This window comes from Pseudomonas sp. S30_BP2TU TE3576 (genome assembly GCF_050436025.1).
In the GTDB taxonomy this organism is placed as follows: domain Bacteria; phylum Pseudomonadota; class Gammaproteobacteria; order Pseudomonadales; family Pseudomonadaceae; genus Aquipseudomonas.
This window is the reverse complement of the sequence record NZ_JBNDLK010000001.1, coordinates 2639375-2662464: the sequence shown is the minus strand read 5'-3', so window position 1 is coordinate 2662464 and position 23090 is coordinate 2639375. Positions and strand designations below refer to the sequence as shown.

The 23090-nt window shown below is 59.1% G+C and carries 18 protein-coding genes; 10 read left to right on the top strand and 8 right to left on the bottom strand.

Translation table 11 applies throughout. The features are described 5' to 3' along the window. Window positions 1-78 precede the first annotated feature (78 nt). A complete protein-coding gene (locus ABIA48_RS12100; protein WP_204933375.1) occupies window positions 79-591 on the bottom strand; it encodes a hypothetical protein in 513 nt (170 codons plus the stop codon). A 386-nt stretch (window positions 592-977) separates the two neighbouring features. Here ABIA48_RS12100 and ABIA48_RS12095 point away from each other — a divergent pair, with 386 nt between their 5' ends. Next, entirely contained in the window at window positions 978-3047 is a 2070-nt protein-coding gene (locus ABIA48_RS12095; RefSeq protein ID WP_429488859.1) for an AsmA family protein, read from the top strand. Window positions 3048-3124: 77 nt separating this feature from the next. On the opposite strand, the gene ABIA48_RS12090 is transcribed toward ABIA48_RS12095, so the two are convergent. From ABIA48_RS12090 to ABIA48_RS12080, 3 genes are all read right to left on the bottom strand, one after another. Next, window positions 3125-3811, bottom strand: coding sequence for a hypothetical protein (locus ABIA48_RS12090; protein ID WP_429488857.1), 687 nt, complete (start codon window positions 3809-3811; stop codon window positions 3125-3127). Between the two features lie 70 nt (window positions 3812-3881). Next, window positions 3882-4661, bottom strand: coding sequence for a hypothetical protein (locus ABIA48_RS12085; protein WP_429488855.1), 780 nt, complete (start codon window positions 4659-4661; stop codon window positions 3882-3884). A 312-nt stretch (window positions 4662-4973) separates the two neighbouring features. Next, window positions 4974-5918 carry a LysR substrate-binding domain-containing protein gene (locus ABIA48_RS12080; RefSeq protein WP_429488853.1) on the bottom strand — a complete coding sequence of 315 codons (945 nt, stop codon included), beginning with the start codon at window positions 5916-5918 and terminating at the stop codon, window positions 4974-4976. Window positions 5919-6028: 110 nt separating this feature from the next. On the opposite strand from ABIA48_RS12080, the gene ABIA48_RS12075 reads away from it, so the two are divergent. From ABIA48_RS12075 to ABIA48_RS12065, 3 genes are all read left to right on the top strand, one after another. Further along, window positions 6029-6667 (top strand): FMN-dependent NADH-azoreductase, encoded by a 639-nt coding sequence (locus ABIA48_RS12075; RefSeq protein WP_429488851.1) that lies wholly within the window; start codon window positions 6029-6031, stop codon window positions 6665-6667. Further along, a complete protein-coding gene (locus tag ABIA48_RS12070; RefSeq protein WP_204933379.1) occupies window positions 6668-6973 on the top strand; it encodes a DMT family transporter in 306 nt (101 codons plus the stop codon). A gap of 96 nt (window positions 6974-7069) precedes the next feature. Beyond that, window positions 7070-7960 carry an alpha/beta fold hydrolase gene (locus ABIA48_RS12065; protein ID WP_429488849.1) on the top strand — a complete coding sequence of 297 codons (891 nt, stop codon included), beginning with the start codon at window positions 7070-7072 and terminating at the stop codon, window positions 7958-7960. Window positions 7961-8050: 90 nt separating this feature from the next. Here ABIA48_RS12065 and ABIA48_RS12060 read toward each other — a convergent pair whose 3' ends face one another. Next, window positions 8051-8938, bottom strand: a complete 888-nt coding sequence (locus ABIA48_RS12060; protein ID WP_310064080.1) for a DMT family transporter — start codon at window positions 8936-8938, stop codon at window positions 8051-8053. A 97-nt stretch (window positions 8939-9035) separates the two neighbouring features. Here ABIA48_RS12060 and ABIA48_RS12055 point away from each other — a divergent pair, with 97 nt between their 5' ends. From ABIA48_RS12055 to ABIA48_RS12045, 3 genes are all read left to right on the top strand, one after another. Next, on the top strand, window positions 9036-9830 hold the full coding sequence (locus ABIA48_RS12055) for an AraC family transcriptional regulator (RefSeq protein WP_310064082.1): 795 nt from the start codon (window positions 9036-9038) through the stop codon (window positions 9828-9830). 64 nt (window positions 9831-9894) lie between these two features. Further along, window positions 9895-10203, top strand: a complete 309-nt coding sequence (locus tag ABIA48_RS12050) for a PsiF family protein (protein ID WP_429488846.1) — start codon at window positions 9895-9897, stop codon at window positions 10201-10203. Between the two features lie 256 nt (window positions 10204-10459). Continuing rightward, the gene (locus ABIA48_RS12045; RefSeq protein ID WP_007990865.1) at window positions 10460-11473 is read left to right on the top strand and encodes an AI-2E family transporter; all 1014 of its coding nucleotides are present in this window, start codon (window positions 10460-10462) and stop codon (window positions 11471-11473) included. A 124-nt stretch (window positions 11474-11597) separates the two neighbouring features. On the opposite strand, the gene ABIA48_RS12040 is transcribed toward ABIA48_RS12045, so the two are convergent. Further along, the gene (locus ABIA48_RS12040) at window positions 11598-12872 is read right to left on the bottom strand and encodes an Hsp70 family protein (protein WP_429488844.1); all 1275 of its coding nucleotides are present in this window, start codon (window positions 12870-12872) and stop codon (window positions 11598-11600) included. 296 nt (window positions 12873-13168) lie between these two features. On the opposite strand from ABIA48_RS12040, the gene ABIA48_RS12035 reads away from it, so the two are divergent. After that, complete coding sequence (locus ABIA48_RS12035; RefSeq protein ID WP_204933385.1) at window positions 13169-14116, top strand: DnaJ C-terminal domain-containing protein; 948 nt, start codon at window positions 13169-13171, stop codon at window positions 14114-14116. Window positions 14117-14143: 27 nt separating this feature from the next. Then, window positions 14144-14449, top strand: a complete 306-nt coding sequence (locus tag ABIA48_RS12030) for a chaperone modulator CbpM (protein WP_007990862.1) — start codon at window positions 14144-14146, stop codon at window positions 14447-14449. 135 nt (window positions 14450-14584) lie between these two features. Here ABIA48_RS12030 and ABIA48_RS12025 read toward each other — a convergent pair whose 3' ends face one another. Continuing rightward, a complete protein-coding gene (locus ABIA48_RS12025; protein ID WP_429488841.1) occupies window positions 14585-15712 on the bottom strand; it encodes a sensor histidine kinase in 1128 nt (375 codons plus the stop codon). A 248-nt stretch (window positions 15713-15960) separates the two neighbouring features. Between ABIA48_RS12025 and ABIA48_RS12020 the strand changes: the two genes are divergently transcribed. After that, complete coding sequence (locus ABIA48_RS12020; RefSeq protein WP_429488839.1) at window positions 15961-21231, top strand: dermonecrotic toxin domain-containing protein; 5271 nt, start codon at window positions 15961-15963, stop codon at window positions 21229-21231. Between the two features lie 61 nt (window positions 21232-21292). Here the strand turns inward: ABIA48_RS12020 and ureC are convergent, their stop codons facing one another. Further along, window positions 21293-22993, bottom strand: a complete 1701-nt coding sequence (gene ureC, locus ABIA48_RS12015; protein ID WP_429488837.1) for an urease subunit alpha — start codon at window positions 22991-22993, stop codon at window positions 21293-21295. Between the last annotated feature and the right edge of the window lie 97 nt (window positions 22994-23090).

Here is a 23090-nt window from a genome sequence, read left to right as displayed (position 1 = left end):
GGCATCTATCAAGCGGACCGCTGAAAAGTCAAAAGCCCAATCCGGGGATTGGGCTTTTTTTCAAGGCGGCCATGGGGCTTAGCTCACGGCGCTGTTGCGTTCGATTACACGGTCACCACCGCCTTCAGCGAGAGTCTGGCCTTGTGGGGTGCGATCCGAACCGCCTTCAGCGAGGGTTTGGCCTTGTGGGGTGCGGTCGGTACCATCGGCAGCGAGGGTCTGGCCTTGTGGAGTGCGGTCGGTACCATCGGCAGCGAGGGTCTGGCCTTGTGGAGTGCGGTCGGTACCATCGGCAGCGAGGGTCTGGCCTTGTGGAGTACGGTCGGTACCATCGGCAGCCAGGGTTTGACCTTGTGGAGTGCGGTCCGAGCCATCCTGAGTGATCAGGCCTTTTTCTTTCAGGCGATCATTCCCGCCTTCGGCCAGGGTCTGGCCTTGTGGAGTACGCTCGGAACCATCAGCGGCGACGGTCTGGCTGAACACCGAGCGGCTGTCTTTCACTTGAGGAGTAGCCTGGTCAGCGGCTGGCAAGGCAAATGCGGTGCTGGCCAGCATCGAGAGGGTAAGGCTGAACAGTAATTGGCGTTTCATGATTATTTTGCTCCTTGGGAGGGCGAATAAGTGGGTACGAGAGCAATGCTACTCTCGATAAGTCGATATGAAAGTTCATAAACGCAATGGTAATAATCAACGGAATTGATTGTTTGCTACAGAGGCTCTAGAACGGGCGTTTCCGGCGAATGTTTTTGCACTGCTGTGGGTATTTTCGACCCATCCGTGACGTGCAAAAGTGCGGGGGCGGTAACGCTGAGAGACTGGTCGGTCAGTATTGGACCGGGTGAGTTCGGCGAAATCGGTCTTTCGATTAAACCTGCCGGGTTTTTATCAGTCGTAGACTTCATGACGGGCCGCTTCCGGCTCGCCGTTTCACCTGTGCGTCGCAGTCGGGCGCCCAGTCGTATCAGGAGCCCTGTGCAATGACGCGCACCCGTAAAATGCTTGTGTGGACCTTTTCCAGTTTTCTCACCTTGCTGGTGGTGCTGGTGCTGATCATCGTGTTCTTCGACTGGAACCGGATCAAACCGCCGCTCAACGCCAAAGTTTCCGAAGAACTGCACCGCGCTTTCGCCATCAACGGCAATCTGTCGGTGGTCTGGCGGCCCGAGCCCGATGAAAGCGGCTGGCGCGCCTGGGTACCGTGGCCCCACGTGGTGGCCGAGGACCTCAGCCTGGGCAACCCGGACTGGTCGAAGCAACCGCAGATGGTCACCCTCAAACGCGTCGAACTGCGTATTTCGCCCTTGGCCTTGCTGGCGCAGCGGGTGGTGATCCCGCGTATCGATCTCACCGAACCGAATGCCGAACTGCAGCGCCTGGCAGACGGGCGCACCAACTGGACGTTCAAATTCGACCCCAAAGACCCGAACGCCGAGCCTTCCAGCTGGGGGGTGGATATCGGTGCGATCGGCTTCGACAAGGGCCACGTCACCCTCGACGACCAGAACCTGAAGACTCAGCTCGATCTGCTGATCGATCCGCTGGGCAAACCGATCCCGTTCAGCGATATCGTGGGCGACAAAGTCGCGAAAGCCACGCTGGAACAGGGCGCGGCGTCCCAGGACTATGCGTTCGCTCTGAAGGTCAAAGGCCAGTACCACGGCCAGAAACTCGCGGGAGAGGGCAAGATCGGCGGCCTGCTGGCCTTGCAGGATGCGGCCAGGCCATTTCCGCTTCAGGCCCAAGTGCAGATCGCCGACACCCATGTCGAACTGGCTGGCACCCTCACCGATCCGATGAACCTGGGCGCCCTCGATTTGCGCCTGAAACTGGCCGGTACCAGTCTGGGCAATCTCTATCCGCTGACCGGCGTCACCCTGCCGGACACGCCGCCTTATGCCACCGACGGCCATCTGAACGCCAGGTTGCACGAGGCGGGTGGCGCAGTGTTCCGCTATGAAGAATTCAACGGCAAGATTGGCGAAAGCGACATCCACGGCAACCTGACTTACGTGGCCAGCCAGCCACGGCCAAAACTCAGTGGCTCGCTGCTGTCCAATCAACTGTTGTTTGCTGACCTGGCCCCGTTGATCGGTGCCGACTCCAACGCTAAACAAAAGGCCCGTGGCGGTGACAGTAAACAACCGGCGGATAAAGTGCTGCCGGTCGAAGAGTTCAAGACCGATCGCTGGCGCGATATGGATGCGGATGTCGAGTTCACCGGCAAACGCATCGTCCACAGCGAAGAACTGCCGTTCAACGACCTCTACACGCACCTGGTGCTTACCGATGGCATGCTCAGTCTTGAACCGCTGCGCTTCGGCGTGGCGGGCGGCAAACTGGATGCGCAAATTCGCCTGAACGGCCACACCGATCCACTGGAAGGCCAGGCCAGGCTCACTGCGCGAGGCTTCAAGCTCAAGCAGTTGTTCCCTGGCTTTGAACCGATGAAAACCAGTTTCGGCGAACTCAATGGCGACGCTGATATCAGTGGGCGCGGCAATTCGGTGGCCAAACTGCTGGGCAGCGCCAATGGCAATCTGAAAATGCTCATCAACGATGGCGCCATCAGTCGCGAGTTGATGGAGCTGGCGGGCCTGAACGTCGGCAACTATGTGGTTGGCAAGATCTTTGGCGACAAGGAAGTGAAGATCAATTGTGCGGCCGCCGACTTTGGCATCCAGTCCGGCCTGGCGAGTACCCGCTTGTTTGTGTTCGACACCGAGAACGCCGTCGTCTACATCGATGGCACGGCGAACATGGCGACCGAACAACTGGACCTGACCATCACCCCGGAATCCAAGGGCTGGCGCCTGATTTCACTACGCTCGCCTTTGTATGTACGGGGCAAGTTCATCAAGCCGGATGCCGGCGTGAAAGCGGTGCCGTTGATGCTGCGAGGGGCGGGGATGGTGGCGCTGGGCGTGATCGCGGCCCCGGCAGCGGGGTTGCTGGCGCTGGTGGCGCCGAGTGGCGGTGAGCCGAACCAGTGTGCACCGTTGCTGGAGCTGATGAAGGCGGGTAAGGCCCCGAAGACGGTGAAGAATTGACGGTATCTGCAGAAATGCTCGGGCACTGCCGAAATTGCGGGAGCGCCTGAGCATCAGGGTGCATTTGAGTTTTTGATTCAGGACATCGGCGCTTGAACATGAAGCAACTCGGATTCTATCTTGCTTCCCAGCTTTGCTATGACGGTGTCTCTGATCTGATTGTATTGGCGCCCATCCAATGAGCTACGCAGTAACCGGCAGTTGTTTTTTCCGTCCTTGATTGCCTTCAACACAGGTCGGTCGAGGATATCGATTGCAAGCCCATTGGTGGTGTTGAACGCAATTTGCAGGGTTATAACGGCCTTATCCTGTCGAACGATTGTCAGCAAGGCAGCCGTTGAAATCGGTGCATTTTCCATTCGTGTGTCAGTGACAGATGCGTTGGCTTTAAGCTTGTCGAGGAGTGTCTCCAGGGCCAGTGAGTCAGACGGAAGTTTCTTCAGTTTCGCAAACGCGTTAATAAGAGCTTGCTGCTCATAGCCGGGCAATTCGCTGTTGGCGGTTTCTTGCACCAGGTTCAATAGACATGCATTGTTGAATTCAATGCGCTGGGTGGCCCGACCATTGGTTATCCAGCCGGCTTTTCTGACTGTGTCTGTGTAAGTGTTCCATGATAAATCACGATCATTGCTTTGCTTTGTTGCCAAAAGTTCGGCAAGCAAGCTGGAGTTTAAAATGTCGCTTTTGAAATCGTTAGAATGTGTTCCGCAGAAAATTGTGATATTGCCATTGACAAGATAAATGTCAAAAATACTGTTGTTCATGATTGGCTCTGCTCAGGGTGGTGCGTTGAAGATTAAATCGACGGGTATCGCCGATTTAATCTCCTGGTAGTTAAAGGTCAGGCAGATCTATAATGAGTTTTTTTCCGCTTTCACTGTATTTACTATACAGAGTGTCACGCAAGCCGGAAAAAACCTTGGTATCCAGATAGTTGCGCACCGCACCGGATTTTATGGTGGTTGAGTGGGTAGTCGACTTCCAGAACAGGATGCCTCGGGTACTCTCCCGAACATCCAGGGATATACAGTTGAGGACCATGTTCGGTTGCCCGTTTTTATCAGCCCAGACTGGCGCAATATCGAATTTGGCCTGAGTACCGATTTTTTTGTTGCGGTCAAAGATCTGGATGGCCGCCGGGTTTTTTTGTACGGCATCAACTGCCTGTTTAGCTACATTTGCCAGGATGACTGCAGCATTGGCTCCAATCAGCCCTGCGGCAACTTCCAGGGCAACCTGATCCATGGTCAGGGCGGTTTTCCTGATGGTGACCTCCTGGATATTCCTGTTTTGAGTCACCCAGCCAAGTTTGCTCAGGCCGTCCACGTAGTATTTGTACCATTCGAAGAGTTGCGAGTCTTCGGGATACAGTTTTGTCGCAGCGTTCTGCATGACCAATTTGCAAAGGTTGACATCATCAATGCTCTGTTGTGAAACACCAGGAAGAAAAGCATCAATCGTATCCGGCATGACACTTGCCGTTGGTTTGTTGATATCGTGGTCAGGGTGGCTTGTCAATTGTGTGGGTGTGTTAGAGAATTCCGCCACTCGTGGCGTAGGAATTAATATTGATGGCAGGGAGTCAATAAATTCAAGTCGTTGTTCAAAGTGCATTGCTACAGTCCTTTATAAGTTGTCATCAGGCTTCTTGCCTGTGTTTTTAATATAAGTGGTGGGTGGTGAAAGTCTAGCGGCTGTTTGTAACTTTATAATGGTTGTGTTGTTTTTATATGGAGGCATTAAAATGTCGCATGAATTTCGATAAGGCTTGTTGGTCGTTATAAGTCCTTTAAACCAACCGTCATATCCTCAGCGTGCTCTTCTTCCTTCTATGGGCGTGATCGCTACCTAAGCCGTGAGTGATGAGCGCTGAAAAAAATTTGAAGTAGTTTGGTTATCGAAAAATCTCAGCCTGCGGTGGTTCTTCTACAGGGAATACGCCGCGGTAGAAGCCTTCGGTCTTGGCAGTAATCCCGACAGCGCCGCCTCCTCGCGCAACCACGTAAAAAACGCCCGCACCGGCGGATGACGTTCGCGCCCCGGCACGCACAGTGCGCTGTACCCGGCGCCATCCACCTGGACGTCACCCCGGTACGGCACCAGCAACCCACTGGCCACACTTTCCGACACAAGAATATTGCTCGCCAGCACCAGGCCTTGCCCGGCAATGGCTGCTTGCAGGGCGTAATGCTCTTCGTCGTATTCGCGTACGGCGGGCGGGCCGCTCAGCCAGGTTTCGCCGGAGCGAGCGCACCAGGCTTCCCAGCCGTGGGCATAGAGTTTGGAGTTGTGCCAACGCACGCTGATCAGCGTGGGGGGGCGACTCGACGCCAGGGCCACTTGTTCCGGCGAGCCGTAGACGCCAAACGATTCATCGAACAGGCACAGGCCATACAGGTTCGGGTAATCGTCGAGGCTGTAGCGCAGCACCAGATCGACGCTGGCATCCTGATGCAGATCGATGACCTCGCAATGGGTGTCGAGACGTACGTTGATGTTCGGGTGCCGGGCGTAGAAACGTCCCAGGCGAGGCACCAGCCAAAGGGCGGCGAAGGCTGCGGTGGTGGAGATTGTCAGGCTGGTACCGCTGCGTTGCGGGCGCAGGGTGTCGACGCTTTGCGCCACCTCCAGAAAGGCACCGTGCAGGCTGTGGAACAACCTTTCACCGCATTCGGTCAGGCGTACCTGGCGCGGCAGACGCTCGAACAGCGGCACGCCGAGCCAGGTTTCCAGGGAGCGGATCTGGTGCGACACCGCCGTTGGCGTCACCGCCAGTTCTTCGGCGGCAGCCTTGAAGCTCAGCAGGCGTGAGGCGGATTCAAAGGCCCGAAGGGCGGTCAATGGCAGCGAAGCGAACATTGAAGACTCCATGGATGAAATGAATTCATCCCAACTGATTTTTACTCATTTGAAGACGAGCAGCTGCGAGCTTCAAGCTGCAAGCCACAAGCGGTTTGAGTTTAGTCCTTGAGGAGAATCAGATGAGTAAAATTCTTGCGGTTCATGCCAGCCCACGTGGCGAACGTTCTCACTCCCGGCGTCTGGCCGAGGTGTTTCTTTCGGCCTTGCAGGCCCGAAATCCACAATTGCGCCTGACTCGCCGCGAAGTCGGACGAGCATTGATACCGCCGGTCAACGAGGCGTTCGTGGCCGCCGCGTTTTATCCCGAACCCGAGGCGCGGCCGCTATCGATGCAGGCCGATCTGGCGTTCAGCGATGAACTGGTTGGCGAACTGCTGGGCCATGATTTGCTGGTGATCTCCACGCCCATGCACAACTTCAGCGTGCCCAGCGGCCTCAAGGCGTGGATCGATCAGATTGTGCGGCTCGGCCGGACCTTCAATCACACGCTGGACAATGGCGTGGCCCAGTACGAACCCCTGGTGCAGGGTAAAAAAGCGTTGATCATCACCAGCCGCGGCGGGTTTGGTTTCGGGCCGGGCGGTGAGCTGGAGGCCATGAACCATGCCGATACGTTACTGCGCACGGTGCTGGGCTTCATTGGCATCACCGATGTCACCGTGGTCGCCGCCGAGGGCGAAGAGTCCGAAGCGCGCACCTTTGAGGTCTCTGCCGCCGAGGCTGAGCGGCGCTTGTTGGCGCTGGCCGGGGAGTTCTAGATGGCCTGGCTGTTTTTGCTGATCGCCGCCGGGTTCGAAGTCACCTTCGCCATGGGCATGAAATACGCCGAGGGCTTCACCCGGCTCTGGCCTTCGCTGATCACTGTGGTGGCCGCTGTGGGCGGGATCTACTTCCTGACCCTGGCCATGCGCGAGTTGCCGGTGAGCATCGCATACCCGATCTGGACCGCCATCGGTTCACTGGGCACGGTGTTCCTCGGGTTCGCACTGCTGGGGGAAAGCCTGTCCTTGGTCAAGTTGCTGTCGGTCGGGCTGATCGTGGCGGGCGTGGTGGGGTTGAAGTAAGGCGGATGACATAGACTTGTCATCTTCGCTGGCGATGCTTGGCGGATGTCTTGCATCCCGCCTTGCGTCCACTCCCGATCACAAGGATGTCCGCCCATGTCGCAAGGTTCTGCCCCGCGCTACCCGCTGGTGTTAGTCCCGGGAATGCTCGGATTCATCCGTCTGGTGCTTTATCCGTACTGGTACGGGATTGTCGAAGCGTTACATCGCGCAGGTGCGGTGGTGTTCGCGGTGCAGGTCTCGCCGCTCAACTCCAGCGAAGTGCGCGGTGAGCAACTGTTGGCGCGGATTGAGGAAATCCTGCGGGAAACCGGGGCCGACAAGGTCAACCTGATCGGTCACAGCCAAGGCTCATTGACCGCTCGCTACGCCGCCGCCAGGCGTCCGGATCTCGTCGCATCGGTAACCTCGGTGGCGGGGCCGAATCACGGTTCTGAGCTCGCCGATTATCTGCACAGGCATTATCCCCATGACAGCGTTCGTGGTCGTCTGATCTGCTTTTTGCTGCGGATGGTCGGCGCGGTGATGGCATTGCTGGATACCGGTTACCGCGGGCCGAAGCTGCCGGTGGATATCCATGCGTCCCATCACTCCCTGACCAGCGCTGGCGTGGCGCTGTTCAACCGGCGTTATCCACAGGGCTTGCCCGAAACCTGGGGCGGTCACGGGCCGGAAGAGGTCAACGGCGTGCGTTATTACTCGTGGTCTGGCACCTTGCAGCCGGGCATTACCGATCGCGGACGCAACCTGCTGGACGGCACCAACCGCGTTTGCCGGCTGTTCGCCAGGACCTTCGTCCGCGAAGCCGGGCATTGCGATGGCATGGTCGGGCGCTACAGCTCGCACCTGGGGACGGTAATTGGCGATGAGTATCCGCTGGATCACTTCGATATCGTCAATCAGTCGCTGGGGCTGGTCGGCAAGGGGGCGGAACCGATCCGGTTGTTTGTCGAGCATGCTGCGCGGCTAAGCGCGGCTGGACTTTAGGCCGCGTTATCGTTCTTCGCGAGCAAGCCCGCTCCCACATTTGGAATGCATTCCCCCTGTGGGAGCGGGCTTGCTCGCGAAGGCGCCGGATCAGGCAACGCTGACCTTACGACCCAACACCGTCGTCCAGCGCTCGGAAACAATCACCCCGCCCAGCGTCAACACACCACCTACCAAGTGATACATCGCCAGTTGTTCATGCAGCACCACCGCTGCAATCAATGCGGTGATCAACGGCAGTAAATTGAAAAACTGCGTGGTACGGCTCGGCCCCAAACGCACCACCGCCTGCATCCACGCCAGCGGCGCGACCATTGAAGCCAGCAGGCAGGCGTACAGCACCAGCGGAATGTTCTGCAGGGTCGGGCCGACTTTCGGTGAGGCGAGGAACAGCGGAAACAGCACCACCACGGCCACTAGCACCTGCAAATACAGGAGCACCAGCGGCGGCAGTTTCAACTGCCATTTTTTCAACAGGGTGCTGTAGACCGCGTAGGCCAGGGTGGCGACCAGCATCATCGCGTCCCCCAGGTTGACCCCGTGCTCCAGCAATGCGCCCAGGCTGCCGGACGACACCACCACCAGAACACCGGCGAATGAGAGTACCGCACCCGCCAAGGCACCCATGGTCAGGCGCTGGCCAAGGCTGATGATCGCCATGGCCAGCGACATCAGCGGCATCAGCGACAGGATGATGCCCATGTTGGTGGCCGAAGTCAGGCTCGCGGCGAAGTACGCCAGGCTTTGATAAACGGCCATGCCCAGTACACCGAGGACAAAGATCTGGCCCAGTTTTGGGCGGATCAGCGGCCAATGGGCGAGCACGGGTTTGAGCATGAAGGGTGTGAACAGCAACCCGGCCAGCAGCCAGCGGTAGAAACCGATTTCGGCGGGGAAGATCGCCCCGGCCGACATTTTGGTGATCACGGTGTTGCCGGCCCAGATAAAAATGGCCAGCAGGGGATAAGCGTATTGCATCGGGAAAAACCAGAATGTTAATGAAGGGCAATTATCCGCTTGTCTGGATGCAAGCCTATACTTCGATCCAGACAACCCGCCCCTGATGACAGACAGCATGAGCAATAGACACATCGACCTGCTGGATTTCAGCGAACTGCCGTCGGCGGTGTATTTCCGCTACGCCGATTTCGACGCCCACGAATACGCCGCACCCCATCGACATCCCTGGGGGACGCTGGAGTACGCAGCCCACGGCGTGCTGCACATGGACGTCGAGGGCAGCCGTTTCATGTCGCCACCGCAATACGCGGTGTGGGTGCCGCCGCAGATCGAGCACAGTTTCTACAGCCACCAACCGGTCAACTACCGCGCGGTGTGCCTGGCACCCAAGGTCTGCGCCGATCTGCCGCCGCGAGCGTGCACCCTGGCCATCAGCGACATTCTCAAGGCGATCCTCAAGGACTTTGCCGCCCGGGACGTGAAGATCCCCGAACAGGCCGCCGACCAGCGTCTGGCCCAGGTATTGGTGGATCAACTGCAACAGGCCCCGGTGCACGAGTGCTACCTGCCCTACGCCAGCAGCTCCGGATTGCTGGGGATTCTGGAAGCGTTGCAGGCCGAGCCTGGGGATAACCGGCCCCTGTCGGAATGGGCCGCACGCATCCATGTCAGCGAGCGCACCCTGGCACGGCAGTTCGTGCGGGAGCTGGGCATGAGTTTCGGTGAGTGGCGCCAGCGCCTGCGTTTTCTGGCCGCGATCGAAGCGCTGGATAGCCAGCGCAGCATTCAAGAGATCGCCTTCGACATGGGTTACAGCACCGGTTCGGCGTTTATCGCGATGTTCCAGCGCCAGGCCGGGTGTACACCGGAGCAGTATCGGCGCAGCCATCTGGAGAACAGGAAGGTGTAACAGGGGTTGTCTACACTCCAGTACGAGACCGCGCCCCTCGGTGTGGCGACCAGGAGAAAACTCCATGAAGATATTGCGTGCCCCTTTGTTGATGATCGGCTTGCTGCTCTGCTCCCAAGGCTTCGCCGCCACAGCCCAACAGGAAAAGATGACTACCTGCAACGCCGACGCCACGGCCAAGAGCCTCAAGGGCGACGAGCGCAAAGCCTTCATGAGCACGTGCCTGAAGGCCGCACCGGCGGCAAACGATGCCGGTAAAATGTTGACGCCGCAGCAAGAAAAAATGAAAACCTGCAATGCCGACGCAGCCACCAAGGCCCTCAAGGGTGATGAGCGCAAGGCGTTCATGAGTGATTGCCTGAAGAAAAAATAATTCACAGGGATCAACTCAGTCGAGTGTGGGAGCGGGCTTGCTCGCGAAGGCGGTGTACCTGTCAGATCAATGTTGAAGGTGATGGCGCCTTCGCGAGCAAGCCCGCTCCCACAGGTGATCGGCGACGTATGGGCTGACTGGGGAATTTCAAAATTTGCCCAGCCCCCGACCAAGGTCGCCCCACACAATCCTAGTGCTCGCACCGGATCGCTGGCAGACTGCCAATCCTTTTTACGCCGTTCGTTTTTGAGGCTGTATGCCAACGTTTTCTCAGCGTCAAATTTTGCTGGTCATCAGCTGGGTCATCATTTTTGGCGGGCTGCTGCTGGTCCTGCCGCTGCGGTTGCTGCCGAGCCTGCTCGCCGGGTTGCTGGTGTTCGAACTGGTCAACATGCTCACCCCGCAACTGCAACGGTTGATCGAAGGCCGGCGCGCGCGCTGGCTGGCGGTGGCGTTGCTGGGGACTCTGATTGTCAGCGTGCTGTCGCTGATCTTTGCCGGTGCCTTCAGCTTCCTGCTGCACGAGGCGGAAAACCCCGGCGCTTCCCTCGACAAATTCATGGGCGTGGTCGACCGCGCGCGCGGGCAACTGCCGCCGTTCATCGACGCCTATCTGCCGGCCAGTGCCGCTGAATTTCGCGTGGCGATTGGCGAATGGGTCAGCAAGCACCTCAGTGAATTGCAACTGGTGGGCAAGGACGCGGCGCACATGTTCGTGACCTTGCTGATCGGCATGGTGCTGGGCGCGATCATTGCCTTGCAGCGTGTACCCGACCTGACCAAACGCAAACCGCTGGCGGCGGCGCTGTTTGATCGTCTGCACCTGCTGGTCCAGGCGTTTCGCAACATCGTGTTCGCCCAGATCAAGATTTCCCTGCTCAATACCTTCTTCACCGGGATTTTCCTGGCGGTGATCCTGCCGATGTTCGGCATCAAGCTGCCGCTGACCAAAACCCTGATCGTGCTGACGTTCCTGCTCGGCCTGCTGCCGGTGATCGGCAATTTGATGTCGAACACCCTGATCACCATTGTCGGTCTGTCGCTGTCGATCTGGGTCGCCGTGGCGGCGCTGGGTTACCTGATTTTTATCCACAAGCTCGAATACTTCCTCAACGCGCGCATCGTCGGCGGGCAGATCAGTGCCAAGTCGTGGGAGTTGCTGCTGGCGATGCTGGTGTTCGAGGCCGCGTTCGGCCTGCCGGGGGTGGTGGCGGGGCCGATTTACTACGCGTATCTGAAGAGCGAGTTAAAGCAGGTGGGGATGGTTTGATCCGGGGGAGATGTATTGCCTGGAATGGCCTCATCGCGAGCAAGCTCGCTCCCACAGTGTATCGGTGTAAACAGATCCAATGTGGGAGCGAGCTTGCTCGCGATGAGGACACCTCGGTTGTGGATCAGTCCATCGACCCGTAGCGTTTTGCAGCCTCGATCGCCAGACCACTGCCGATACTGCCAAAGATGTTCCCTTCCACATGCCGAGCCTTCGGCAGCATCGCCGAAACACTGTTGCGCAGCGCCGGAATGCCGCTCGAACCGCCGGTGAAGAACACCGTATCGACCTGATCGACCCGCACATCGGCGTTTGCCAGCAGTTGGGTGACGCTGTTGCGTACCCGCTCCAGCAGGTTGTCGATGGCCGACTCGAACAGCGCACGGCTCAAGTCCACGCTCAGGCCGGTTTCAATGCGGTCCAGTGGCACATGGCGGTTGTCGGCGTGGGTCAGCTGGATCTTGGTTTCTTCCACTTCCATCGCCAGCCAGTGGCCGGCGCGCTGTTCGATCAGCTTGAACAGGCGATCGATGCCGCCAGTGTCTTCGATGTCGTAGCGCATGCTGCCCAGGGCCAGTTGCGATTTCTGCGAGTACACCGAGTTGATGGTGTGCCAGGTCGCCAGGTTCATGTGGTGGCTGGTGGGCATGTAGGCGCCGCTCTTCATCCGGCTGCCGTAGCCGAACAGTGGCATCAGGCCGGCCAGCGAGAGTTGTTTGTCGAAGTCGGTCCCGCCGATGTGCACGCCGCCGGTGGCGAGGATGTCGTCCTGGCGGTTATCCATAGCACGACGCTCCGGCGACAGACGTACCAGGGAGAAGTCGGACGTACCCCCGCCGATGTCGACGATCAGTACCAGCTCTTCTTTCTCGATGGTCGACTCGTAGTCGAATGCCGCGGCAATGGGTTCGAACTGGAACGAGACTTCCTTGAAACCGATCTTGCGGGCCACGTCGATCAGGGTGTCTTCAGCTTCCTTGTCGGCCATCGGGTCGTCATCGACGAAGAACACCGGGCGACCCAGCACCACTTCTTCGAATTCCCGACCAGCGGCGGCTTCGGCACGGCTCTTGAGTTGGCCGATGAACAGCCCGAGCAGGTCCTTGAACGGCATGGCCGTGCCGAGGACGCTGGTGTCGTGCTTGATCAGCTTGGAACCCAGCAGGCTCTTGAGCGAGCGCATCAGGCGGCCTTCATAACCTTCCAGATACTCGTGCAACGCCAGCCGGCCGTACACCGGGCGGCGTTCTTCGATGTTGAAGAAGACCACCGACGGCAGGGTGATCTTGTCGTCCTCCAGCGCGATCAGCGTTTCCATGCCGGGGCGCAGCCAGCCGACGGTGGAGTTGGACGTGCCAAAGTCGATACCCACGGCACGGGCTGGAGATACGTTGTTCATGTCTTTCAGGTTCCGGTTAAAAAACGGCCGCGCAGTGTATGCCAGTGCGCGACAGATTCGAAGGCCGGTTATCTGCTAAATCTCGCCTGACGATCCTTGAAAGACGAAGCATCACCCCCAAACTACCCTGCATCAACCGGACAGCCGAGGGAGAGCTCGCAAGAAGCCCCGCCTGCTGCCGATAAACTTCTGCCGCGCCGCCCGGTCACAAACTTGAGATCGGTCAGACCAATGGCTGCAAACAAGCGCATGCTGTGGTCCGTGGCGCGATTTGATAACGGATGGTGATTCCCGCGATGGACTTCAAAGACTATTACAAGATTCTCGGTGTGGAGCCGACCGCAGACGATAAGGCGATCAAGGCCGCCTATCGCAAGCTGGCGCGTAAATACCACCCCGACGTCAGCAAGGAAAAGGATGCCGAGGCGAAGTTCAAGGACGCCTCGGAAGCTTATGAAGCATTGAAAAGCGCCGACAAACGCGCTGAATACGATGACTTGCGCCGTTATGGCCAGCACGGCCAGCCGTTCCAGGGACCACCCGGCTGGCAAAGCCGTGGCGGTTTCGGTGGCGGCGGTCAGGACACGGGCGATTTCTCGGACTTTTTCAGTTCGATCTTCGGCAACCGTGGGCCTGGGTTTGGTGGTGGAGGACAGTCGCGTCGCAGCACCGGACGTCGAGGGCAAGACGTGGAAATGGAACTTGGGGTTTTTCTCGAAGAAACACTGTCGACCGAGTCGAAGAAGGTCACCTTCCAGGTGCCGCAGTACAACGCGGCCGGCCAGCATGTGAGCAACACCAGTAAAAGCCTGAGCGTGAAGATCCCCGCCGGCGTGGCCGACGGCGAGCGCATTCGCCTCAAGGGGCAGGGCGCTCCGGGTGTGGGTGGCGGGGCCAATGGCGACCTGTACCTGACGATCCGTTTTGCACCGCACCCGAAATTCGACGTCGAAGGCGAGAACCTGATCATCACCTTGCCATTGGCGCCGTGGGAGCTGGCGCTGGGCGCCGAAGTCGCCGTGCCGACCCTGACCGGCAAGATCAATCTCAAGGTCCCGGCCGGTAGCCAGAACGGCCAGCGCATGCGTGCCAAGGGCCACGGCTTGTTGAACAAGGCCGGTGAGCGCGGTTACCTGTTCGTGCAACTGAAGGCCGTCATGCCGAAAAAATCCGACGATGACATCAAGGCCCTGTGGCAGGAGCTGGCGAAAAAAGCCGCGTTCAACCCGCGAGAGCATTTTTGATCCCTTAGAACCAAGGAGTCACTGACAATGAGCAGTCCCCTGATCGTTCAACTGGACATGGCAGAATTCTGTGAGGCGACCGAGCTTTCGGACGCCTACGTGATCGAAATCGTCGAACACGGCATCCTTGAACCTCAGGGTGCTCAGCCCAAGGACTGGGTTTTCAACGACTACGAGCTGACCCTGGCCAAGCGCGCGGCCAAGCTGCGGCGCGACCTTGACCTGGAATGGGAAGGCGTCGCCCTGGCGCTGGACCTGCTCGAAGAAGTCCAGCAACTGCGGGCCGAGAACCGAATGCTCAAGCAGCGATTGGGGCGGTTGTTGGTGGAGTAGTTGTTCAGGTATTTCTTTGCTGTCTGTTCGGACGCTATCGCGAGCAAGCTCGCTCCCACACAGGTTTTGTATCGTCACGATAATCCCTGTGGGAGTGAGCTTGCTCGCGATGAACGATAACGCGGTATTGCGGCATTACATCTTCCTCGGCAACACCACGGTAAACGTCGTGCCATCGCTCTCATTGGAGCAGACTTCAATCGTCCCCTGATGGGCGTCGACCACTTCCTTGACGATAAACAACCCCAACCCAAGGCTGGTAGTGGGCTCGCCGGGTTCTTCGCTGGCACTGCGCACCAGCGGGTCGAAAATGGTCGGGATCGCATCGCCGGGGATGGGGATTCCGTCGTTGTGCACCGTCAGCCGAACGCTGTCGGTCTCGCCCTTGAGGGTCAACGTCACTTCACGTTTGCTCGAGCCGTGCTGCAAGGCGTTGCCGATCAGGTTTTGCAGCATCTGATCGAGCCTGCGCGGGTCCCAAATGCCGCAGGTGTCACCCTGTACATCCAGGGTCGGATCGCATTCCGGTTGACCGGCACGGGCCCGGGCAATCGCTTCCCGCGCCGCTTCGGCCAGGTCCATGGGCGTCGCCTCGACCGGCAGGTGTTTGCCCAGGCGGCTGCGCACCAGTTCCAGTAAATCCCCGACCATCACTGCCAGGTGCCCGGTGCTGCGCTGGATATTGATCGCGCACCTGAGCGCATCACCTTCCAGCGCGGCTTTGCGTAGCAGTATTTCGGTGGACATGCTCACCGCCTGCAAGGGTGCGCGCAGGTCATGGCCGAGGATTGCCAGAAAAATGTCCCGCGAGCGATTGACCCGTTCGGCGTAGGTGGCGGTGGATTCGGCAAGGGCTTCGTCGATGGCCTCGTTGAAACGAATCATGTCCTGGAAGTAGGCCAGGTCAGGCGATTGCAGGCTGTTGACCCACAGGCGGATGACACAGGCGCGCAAATGCCGGAATTCACTGGTCATCTGCACCAGATCAAAACCCACGGTATGGCGCAATTCGCCATGGCAGGCACCGGCCTGGTCCAGGCTCGGGGATTTCTCCGGTCCTTCGCCGCGTGCCTTGGCGGCTTGTTCGGTGGGTGTCTGGGGTTTGCACATGTCCCGGGCCGCGGCCAGCAGTATCGACCGGGCATGGTCACGCAACGCGTGGCTGTCCATGGCATCGGCGGCCGGGGTGATGGTTTTGGCGAACTGCTCCCACTCATCGACGATGCGATCAACGTTTAAGACGATGAATTCGGATAGACGCATGGCGGTTACCTGAGCATGAATCGAAGGACAGCGAGTCGAAATAGTAGTCTCTTTGGCGGGAAAAACATGACCGCTCATGCACAGGCATAAACAGCAGGCAATCTGGCGGTATGTATGTATCGAAAGCGCCTTGATTTTTGATCTGTCCGGGCGCTTTCAGCGTGTTGCCAAGCAGCTATTTGGACTTTTGTTTCAGACGCTGGCGAATAAGCTGTTGGCTCTTTTCCTCGTTTTAAAGTGATCGACCAATGGCTGACTTGCATGGAAGCAACTCGACAGGAACCACCGAAACATCACCCGCCGACAACACCGGCATTCATTACCAGCGCGTTCTGGACGTGATACCGGACGCCCTCAAAAACGCCTCGCCAACGAGGTTGAAAACCCTTGAAACCCTACAACCGCAAATACCCGAATGGTATGGCAGCGCGCGGGAAACAGATCGCCACTACCTCAAGCAATTGATTGACGAGCGCTGGCGCTTGCAAGGCGTTCTGGACAAGACCCTGGGACGCTTGCAGCACGACATCGATGCGTTTGCCGAGCCGCTGCTCGACGCACTATTGCAGTCAAACTTCAACACCACCGCAAAAGCCAACGAGCTGAGTGTGGAGCTTGAAGTGCCCAGCAAGATTGCCTTTGTCATCGATAACGGCGCCACGCGTGTGCGCAAATCCACGTTGCTGGAAGCGGCATTGCACAACTTCGAGGCGTCTGAAACCGCTGAAGACGCGTGGCGTAGCGGTTCAAGCGTTTACCGCAAGGACCCGCATGGCAGGCTTGCGCAGGTGCCGGAAATTCCCGTGTCAAGGTTTGCCTCCCTGTGCCGGGATCTGGACATTGGCGGCCAGTATCAGAAACACATCAAGTCCATCCTGCTGCCCGACACCAGCAAGGCGCAGCAGACCTTGCAGCGGGATTCGATTGCCAGCGAGAAAGCGGCTTTTCATTTGGCATCTCTGATCGCCCGGCTAAAGGGTGATATCAGTGCTCACGCTTACGACAAGCTGCGAGACATTCAGGAAAGCCGCGCCGATATCAGCCTGTACGACCAGCCGTTGCGCTGCCATCGTCTATCGCTGATGGGTTTCCGACTGACCGGTATCGTGTTGTTCAGCGCGGTCAGCGAGCCCTCGAAGGTCAAGCGAGCTGTTGAAGCGTTGACCCCCGACAACCTGAAGTTCTGGCTCGACTGGTCGCGGCGTATTCCGGTGTTGCCGGGGCACGAATACGAGCAGTACAAGCTGTTGCAGGCGTTCTTTGCCAATGGCCCGCAAGGTGTGGCCGACCAGATGCTGCGCAACGAGGACATCTACCAGCAGAGCCGTTTGTCCGGCCCGGTGATCGCTTATGTGCCGGATGACCCGGATCATCCACTCAAGGAATATCCATCACTGATCGCGTTCATGAAAACGCTGATCGGCCAGTTGCGCGATACCGAGTACCAGGCCTTTTTCAGCCGGTTCGTGGCCCACAGGGACAAAGGGCATTTTTTCGCCCGGGTCAACGAACGCCTCACGATGTTTACCTGGCATCAGCGCGAACCGCTCGATATGGGGCCGTGGTGGCGTGAAACGGCAGTCGAAAGTCCAAATGCCGAACCGATCACCAATCTGATCACCGGCGATCTCTGGCTGACGTTGTTTTTCGAGCTGCGTGATAAAGCCATTGCCGACGCCCGCCACATTGCCGTGCCCACCGACGATGAGGATGCGACAGCCCGCTTCAAGCGCTTGACCAGCTACCTGTCGATCGGCTGGAACATCTTCAACTTCACCGCGATGCTGATACCGGGGTTGGGTGAGGCCATGCTGGCCATTATGGTCGCGCAAATGCTCGCGGAATTGGGCGAGGGTGTCGAAGACTGGAGTAAAGGCGATAGAGAACAGGCCTCAAGGTACATAAACGGAGTATTGATCAATTTTGCGCAGTTGGCGCTCATGGGGGCCGGGCATGTCTTGCCCACCGCGACGCCCGTTCCGATCAGCGTCTCGCCCTTTGTCGAAGGGCTCAAGCCTGTGGAGTTCAACGGTCAGGAACGGTTGTGGAACCCGGACCTGCGGCCCTATGAACGGCCGATCACCTTGCCCGGGGACGCACCGGTCAGCGAACTGGGTTTTTTCCGGCATCAGGATCAGGAACTGCTTCGACTCGATGACACTTACTATGGCGTGATGCAGGACCCAGACACCGGACAATACCGTCTCCAGCACCCGACCCGCCCTGACGCGTATCAGCCGCCGCTGGAGCATAACGGTAGCGGCAGCTGGAAGACTGAACTCGATCAGCCACTGGAGTGGGACAAGCGCCGATTGCTCCGTCGCCTGGGAGCTTCGGTGGATAATTTCTCCGAGGACACTCTGGAGCAAGTATCCGTCGTCAGTGGTGTGCACGAAGACGTATTGCGCAGACTCCACGTAGAGCACGAAATGCCGCCCGCGTCGTTGATCGACACGATCAAACGCTTCACTGCCCACGCTGACGCCGAAGCCTGTGCGGAGCGGGTTTTAGGTAACCGGATCGATGCCGAATGGGCCGATTTTGTGCCGCGTTTCATGACTCAATGGCGGGGTTGGCCCGAAGGCAAGGCCATCGAAGTGTTCAACGGCCCGGACCTGTCGGGCCCCTCGATCAAGGAGGGTTTTGGCAGCGCACGGCCAGAGCATACGTTGCAGATGACTCGGGCAGAACTTGTCGCCGGGCAGTTACCGGAGCGTGTGGTCGCGTTCCTTGATGAGCACGAGTTGCATGAGGTTCTCGGTGGTTGGCTGGGCGGGGATCGCCAGGCACGCATCCAGGCCGTGCGGGAATTGATTGGCAGACAGGCAGGGAAATTCAGAAAGAAATTGTTCGACAGCCTTTATTTCCGGCGGGAATATTCGACTGACCCACGAGTGCAGCAGCTCAAGAGTGTTTATCCGGATCTGTCCACCAGCATGGCCGAGGAGGTGCTGCGCCATGCAAAACCTGCGGATTTGCAGCATTTGAGCGAGAAGCAGCGTGCTTCTCTGAACCTGGCGCAATGGGTGCGGCAAGGGCAACAGCAGGAACGCCTGGCTCGCGCCTATGAGGGGCTTTACCTCGAAAAACTCTACAACGCCGATACGACCCGGCTGATCCTTCATTCGCTGGAGTCGCTACCAGGCTGGCCGAAAGATCTACTGCTGGAAATTCGAGAGTTCGGTTCCCAGGGCCGGTTGAGCGACAGTATCGGTCCGGCGGATGCGCCGATTCGCAAGGTGCTGATTATCGGGGACGATGGTCAATTCCAGACACGGGACGAACTCGATCAACATCTGCACGGTGAAGACACTCTGTATGCCGCGGTACTGCACGCGTTGCCCGATGCCCAGCGCACGGCCCTGGGCTTTGATATCCATGAGGCTGAACGGCTGGAAAACCTGATCAAGGCGCATCCGTTGGCACGCGACCGTTTTGCTCCCGTGCTTTTGGACAATCCTGTTCTCAAGCCCTCGTACGACCCGGCTGTCATGCGTCTTCGTGGTGGCATGCAAGGTTATGCGCAGCAGGTACCACACGGCTTGGGGCTGCGTCGCCGGGCCCGCTCGCTGTACCCGGGATCCACACAAGCGCAAGTCGAAGCGCTGCTGACGGGGTTCACTCATGACGGTGGCTCGGTGCATGCGGGTCTCGGAGCATTGGAGGCGGAGTTCAACCAGTTGAACCGGGCGTTGCAGCGCTGGCTGAACTCACCCACCGATGCCTTTCGACTCAGTGCGCGGGGGACGGCGCAGTGGCAGTCGCGAAACCAGCTCTATAAAGCAATCAAACAATGCTGGCGCCGAACGGGACCCGCCGGGGCCGAGGCTCCGGGTGTGATGCTGCCCCAGGCATTGTTGCTCGACGATGTACCGATGATGGGACGACATCTGGCGACCCTGCCGAAGCTGGAGGCCAACTTTGATCATGTGACCGTGCTGAGCCTTGCCAATGGCGAACTTGATTCCGGCCATGAGTCTTTCCTGGCGCCTTTTCGCCGGCTCAGGCAACTCAACTTGCAAGGCAACCGGCTGACTACCTTTCCGTCCGTGCTTAGTGAAATGCGCCATCTCACTGATCTGTACCTCCCTGATAATCGTATCGAACTGGACGTACTGGCGGTTCATCGCCTGAAGAACATGACTCGCCTGCGGTCTTTGGATTTGAGCGGAAACCCGCTGAAGCTCGCCCCTGATGTCAGTCGGATGCCGGGCCTGCAGACGCTTCAGTTGAGTGAAACGGGCCTGGACAGCTGGCCGGTGGGGCTGTTTGCCCAGCCGCGGCCACACAATATTTATCTGGATCTGCGCAACAACCCGATCACCCGGATACCGGATGTCGCTCCCGGCTCATTTCGCGCCGAGTTGTTGGCGCGCACCGTGATCAGTCGAGAACCGCGTTGGCTGTCGCCGCAGAATCTGGACACCCTCAGGTTATACATCGAGTCCGTCGGCATGGACCCCGAACGCCCCTATCCACCTCGGGGAACGCTCGACAGTGCCGACTGGATAGAGGGGCTGACGGAATCGCAATGGATGTCCAGGCAACAAATCTGGTTCGAGGTTGAGGACGAGTTCGACTCGCTGGCGTTCTTCAATGAGATCCGCAAGCTTACCCAATCTGCCGACTTTACCGCCGGGGGTAACTACCGTGCGGACTTGACCGCCAAGGTCTGGCGGATGCTTGAAGCCATGGCCGAGGACAGTAAGCTGCGGGTCAGGTTGTTCAACGAAGCCGCTGCACCCACCCAATGCGTGGACGGCGGGACACAACTGTTCAACGCCATGGGCGTGCAGGTATTGATCCATGAGGCTTACGCCCTGGGGCGTGTGGACCTGATCGAAGCGCAGCTGCTGGAGCTGGCGGTGGGCAAGTCCCGCCTCGATGAACTCGGTGCCATCGCCCGTAAGCGAGTCGCCGCTCGGTTGTCGGAGGGTGAGCGATTCCGGCGGGTCGACGAGCTTGGAAATGTCACGGGTACGATTGACGAGGTGGAAGTTCATTTGGCTTACATGACCGATCTGGCCGAGCGCCTGGACCTGCCCTGGCAGGCCCGAGGCATGCAGTTTCGCAAGATCGCCGGGGTGAGCCGGCAGATGATCGACGCAGCGTTCGAACGGATCGTGGCGCTGGAGGAGGGCGATTTACTGGTGGATCGGCTCCTTGACCAACCTGTCTGGATGACCTGGCTGGAGTCTGCACACACCGAAGAGTTGCACGGGCTGAAACGGGAAATGGATGCCACCATCGAGCTGCAGGATGCCTTGCAGCGTCGTCTCGAAGAGGCTGCGCTGGCGCCGCAGGCAAGGGCCGATCTGGAGGCAGAGATCGAAGCGCTCTGTCGTGAGTTGGGCAAGAGCGCAGACGACTATGCCAACGGTCGACTCATGAGTGACGACGAGTACGTCCAGGCGTTGAGTGATATCGATCAGCGGTTCAAGCAACGGGTGCAGGCGCTTACCCGACAAGCGATGGAGCGGGTAAGGCTACCAAGGCTTGAGAGGCCCTTCAGGCAGTAAACAAGGCCACAACAAAAGGCCTCGAGGGTGTTCGAGGCCTTGCTTTTGGCCGGCCGGCAACTCAGAACAGGAAGTAGCGCTGCGCCATCGGCAATACATCCGCCGGCTCACACCACAGCAATACACCATCGGCCTTGACCTGATAGGTCTGCGGATCGACGTCAATGTCTGGCAGGTAGTCGTTGTGGATCAGGTCGGCTTTCTGCACTTCGCGGCAACCTTTGACCACGGCGATTTTCTTCTTCAAACCCAGGGCTTCGGGCAGACCCGCTGCCTGCGCTGCCTGGCTGATGAAGGTCAGGCTGGTGGCATGCAACGAGCCGCCAAAGCTTGCGAACATCGGGCGGTAATGCACCGGTTGCGGGGTCGGGATCGAGGCGTTGGCGTCGCCCATCAGGCTGGCCGCGATGGCACCGCCCTTGAGAATCAGCGTCGGCTTGACCCCGAAAAACGCCGGGCGCCAAAGCACCAGGTCGGCCCACTTGCCGACTTCTACCGAACCCACTTCGTGACTGATGCCATGGGTGATCGCCGGGTTGATGGTGTACTTGGCGATGTAGCGTTTGGCGCGGAAGTTGTCGTTGCCTTCGCCATCACCGGGCAAGGGGCCGCGCTGTTTTTTCATCTTGTCGGCGGTCTGCCAGGTGCGCGTGATGACTTCGCCGACCCGGCCCATGGCCTGGCTGTCGGAGCTGATCATCGAGAATGCGCCGAGGTCGTGGAGGATGTCTTCGGCGGCAATCGTCTCGCGGCGGATGCGGCTTTCGGCGAAGGCCACGTCTTCGGCAATGCTCGGGTCCAGGTGGTGGCAGACCATCAGCATGTCGAGGTGTTCGTCGATGGTGTTGCGGGTGAACGGTCGGGTCGGGTTGGTCGAACTCGGCAGTACGTTGGCCAAACCGCAGGCCTTGATGATGTCCGGCGCATGACCGCCGCCGGCACCTTCGGTGTGGTAGGTGTGGATGGTGCGGCCCTTGAAGGCGGCGAGGGTGGTTTCGACGAAACCGGACTCGTTGAGGGTGTCGGTGTGGATTGCCACCTGCACGTCGAACTGGTCGGCGACGCTCAGGCAGTTGTCGATGCTCGCCGGGGTGGTGCCCCAGTCTTCGTGGAGCTTGAGGCCGATGGCACCGGCCTTGACCTGCTCGATCAATGGCTCCGGCAAGCTGGCGTTGCCCTTGCCGGTGAGGCCGATATTCATCGGGAATGCGTCGGCGGCCTGGAGCATGCGCGCCAGGTGCCACGGCCCGGAGGTGCAGGTGGTGGCGTTGGTGCCGGTCGCCGGGCCGGTACCGCCGCCGATCATGGTGGTCACGCCGCTCATCAGCGCTTCTTCGATCTGCTGCGGGCAGATGAAGTGGATGTGCGTGTCGATGCCGCCAGCGGTGAGGATCATGCCTTCGCCGGCGATGACTTCGGTGCTGGCGCCGATGGCGATGGTGACGTTGGGTTGCACGTCCGGATTGCCGGCCTTGCCGATCGCGGCGATGCGCCCGTCCTTGAGGCCGACATCGGCCTTGACGATGCCCCAGTGGTCGATGATCAGTGCGTTGGTGATCAGGGTGTCGACCACTTCGGCGGCGAGCAATTGGCTCTGACCCTGTCCGTCGCGGATCACTTTACCGCCGCCAAATTTCACTTCTTCGCCGTAGGTGGTGAAGTCCTGTTCCACTTCGATCCACAGTTCGGTGTCGGCCAGGCGCACCTTGTCACCGACGGTGGGGCCGAACATGTCGGCGTAGGCTTGTCTTGAGATTTTCATGCGCTTGCCTTGGGATTCAATTGTGTTTGAGACTGTTCGCTTCGCTCACAGATTCGCGAGTAAGCCCGCTCCCACCGTTGCCCGCATTCCAACTGGA

Coding starts and splice junctions, on each gene's coding strand:
- ABIA48_RS12100 (WP_204933375.1), bottom strand. CDS start 591: ATGAAACGCCAATTACTGTTCAGCCTTACCCTCTCGATGCTGGCCAGC.
- ABIA48_RS12095 (WP_429488859.1), top strand. CDS start 978: ATGACGCGCACCCGTAAAATGCTTGTGTGGACCTTTTCCAGTTTTCTC.
- ABIA48_RS12090 (WP_429488857.1), bottom strand. CDS start 3,811: ATGAACAACAGTATTTTTGACATTTATCTTGTCAATGGCAATATCACA.
- ABIA48_RS12085 (WP_429488855.1), bottom strand. CDS start 4,661: ATGCACTTTGAACAACGACTTGAATTTATTGACTCCCTGCCATCAATA.
- ABIA48_RS12080 (WP_429488853.1), bottom strand. CDS start 5,918: ATGGAGTCTTCAATGTTCGCTTCGCTGCCATTGACCGCCCTTCGGGCC.
- ABIA48_RS12075 (WP_429488851.1), top strand. CDS start 6,029: ATGAGTAAAATTCTTGCGGTTCATGCCAGCCCACGTGGCGAACGTTCT.
- ABIA48_RS12070 (WP_204933379.1), top strand. CDS start 6,668: ATGGCCTGGCTGTTTTTGCTGATCGCCGCCGGGTTCGAAGTCACCTTC.
- ABIA48_RS12065 (WP_429488849.1), top strand. CDS start 7,070: ATGTCGCAAGGTTCTGCCCCGCGCTACCCGCTGGTGTTAGTCCCGGGA.
- ABIA48_RS12060 (WP_310064080.1), bottom strand. CDS start 8,938: ATGCAATACGCTTATCCCCTGCTGGCCATTTTTATCTGGGCCGGCAAC.
- ABIA48_RS12055 (WP_310064082.1), top strand. CDS start 9,036: ATGAGCAATAGACACATCGACCTGCTGGATTTCAGCGAACTGCCGTCG.
- ABIA48_RS12050 (WP_429488846.1), top strand. CDS start 9,895: ATGAAGATATTGCGTGCCCCTTTGTTGATGATCGGCTTGCTGCTCTGC.
- ABIA48_RS12045 (WP_007990865.1), top strand. CDS start 10,460: ATGCCAACGTTTTCTCAGCGTCAAATTTTGCTGGTCATCAGCTGGGTC.
- ABIA48_RS12040 (WP_429488844.1), bottom strand. CDS start 12,872: ATGAACAACGTATCTCCAGCCCGTGCCGTGGGTATCGACTTTGGCACG.
- ABIA48_RS12035 (WP_204933385.1), top strand. CDS start 13,169: ATGGACTTCAAAGACTATTACAAGATTCTCGGTGTGGAGCCGACCGCA.
- ABIA48_RS12030 (WP_007990862.1), top strand. CDS start 14,144: ATGAGCAGTCCCCTGATCGTTCAACTGGACATGGCAGAATTCTGTGAG.
- ABIA48_RS12025 (WP_429488841.1), bottom strand. CDS start 15,712: ATGCGTCTATCCGAATTCATCGTCTTAAACGTTGATCGCATCGTCGAT.
- ABIA48_RS12020 (WP_429488839.1), top strand. CDS start 15,961: ATGGCTGACTTGCATGGAAGCAACTCGACAGGAACCACCGAAACATCA.
- ureC (WP_429488837.1), bottom strand. CDS start 22,993: ATGAAAATCTCAAGACAAGCCTACGCCGACATGTTCGGCCCCACCGTC.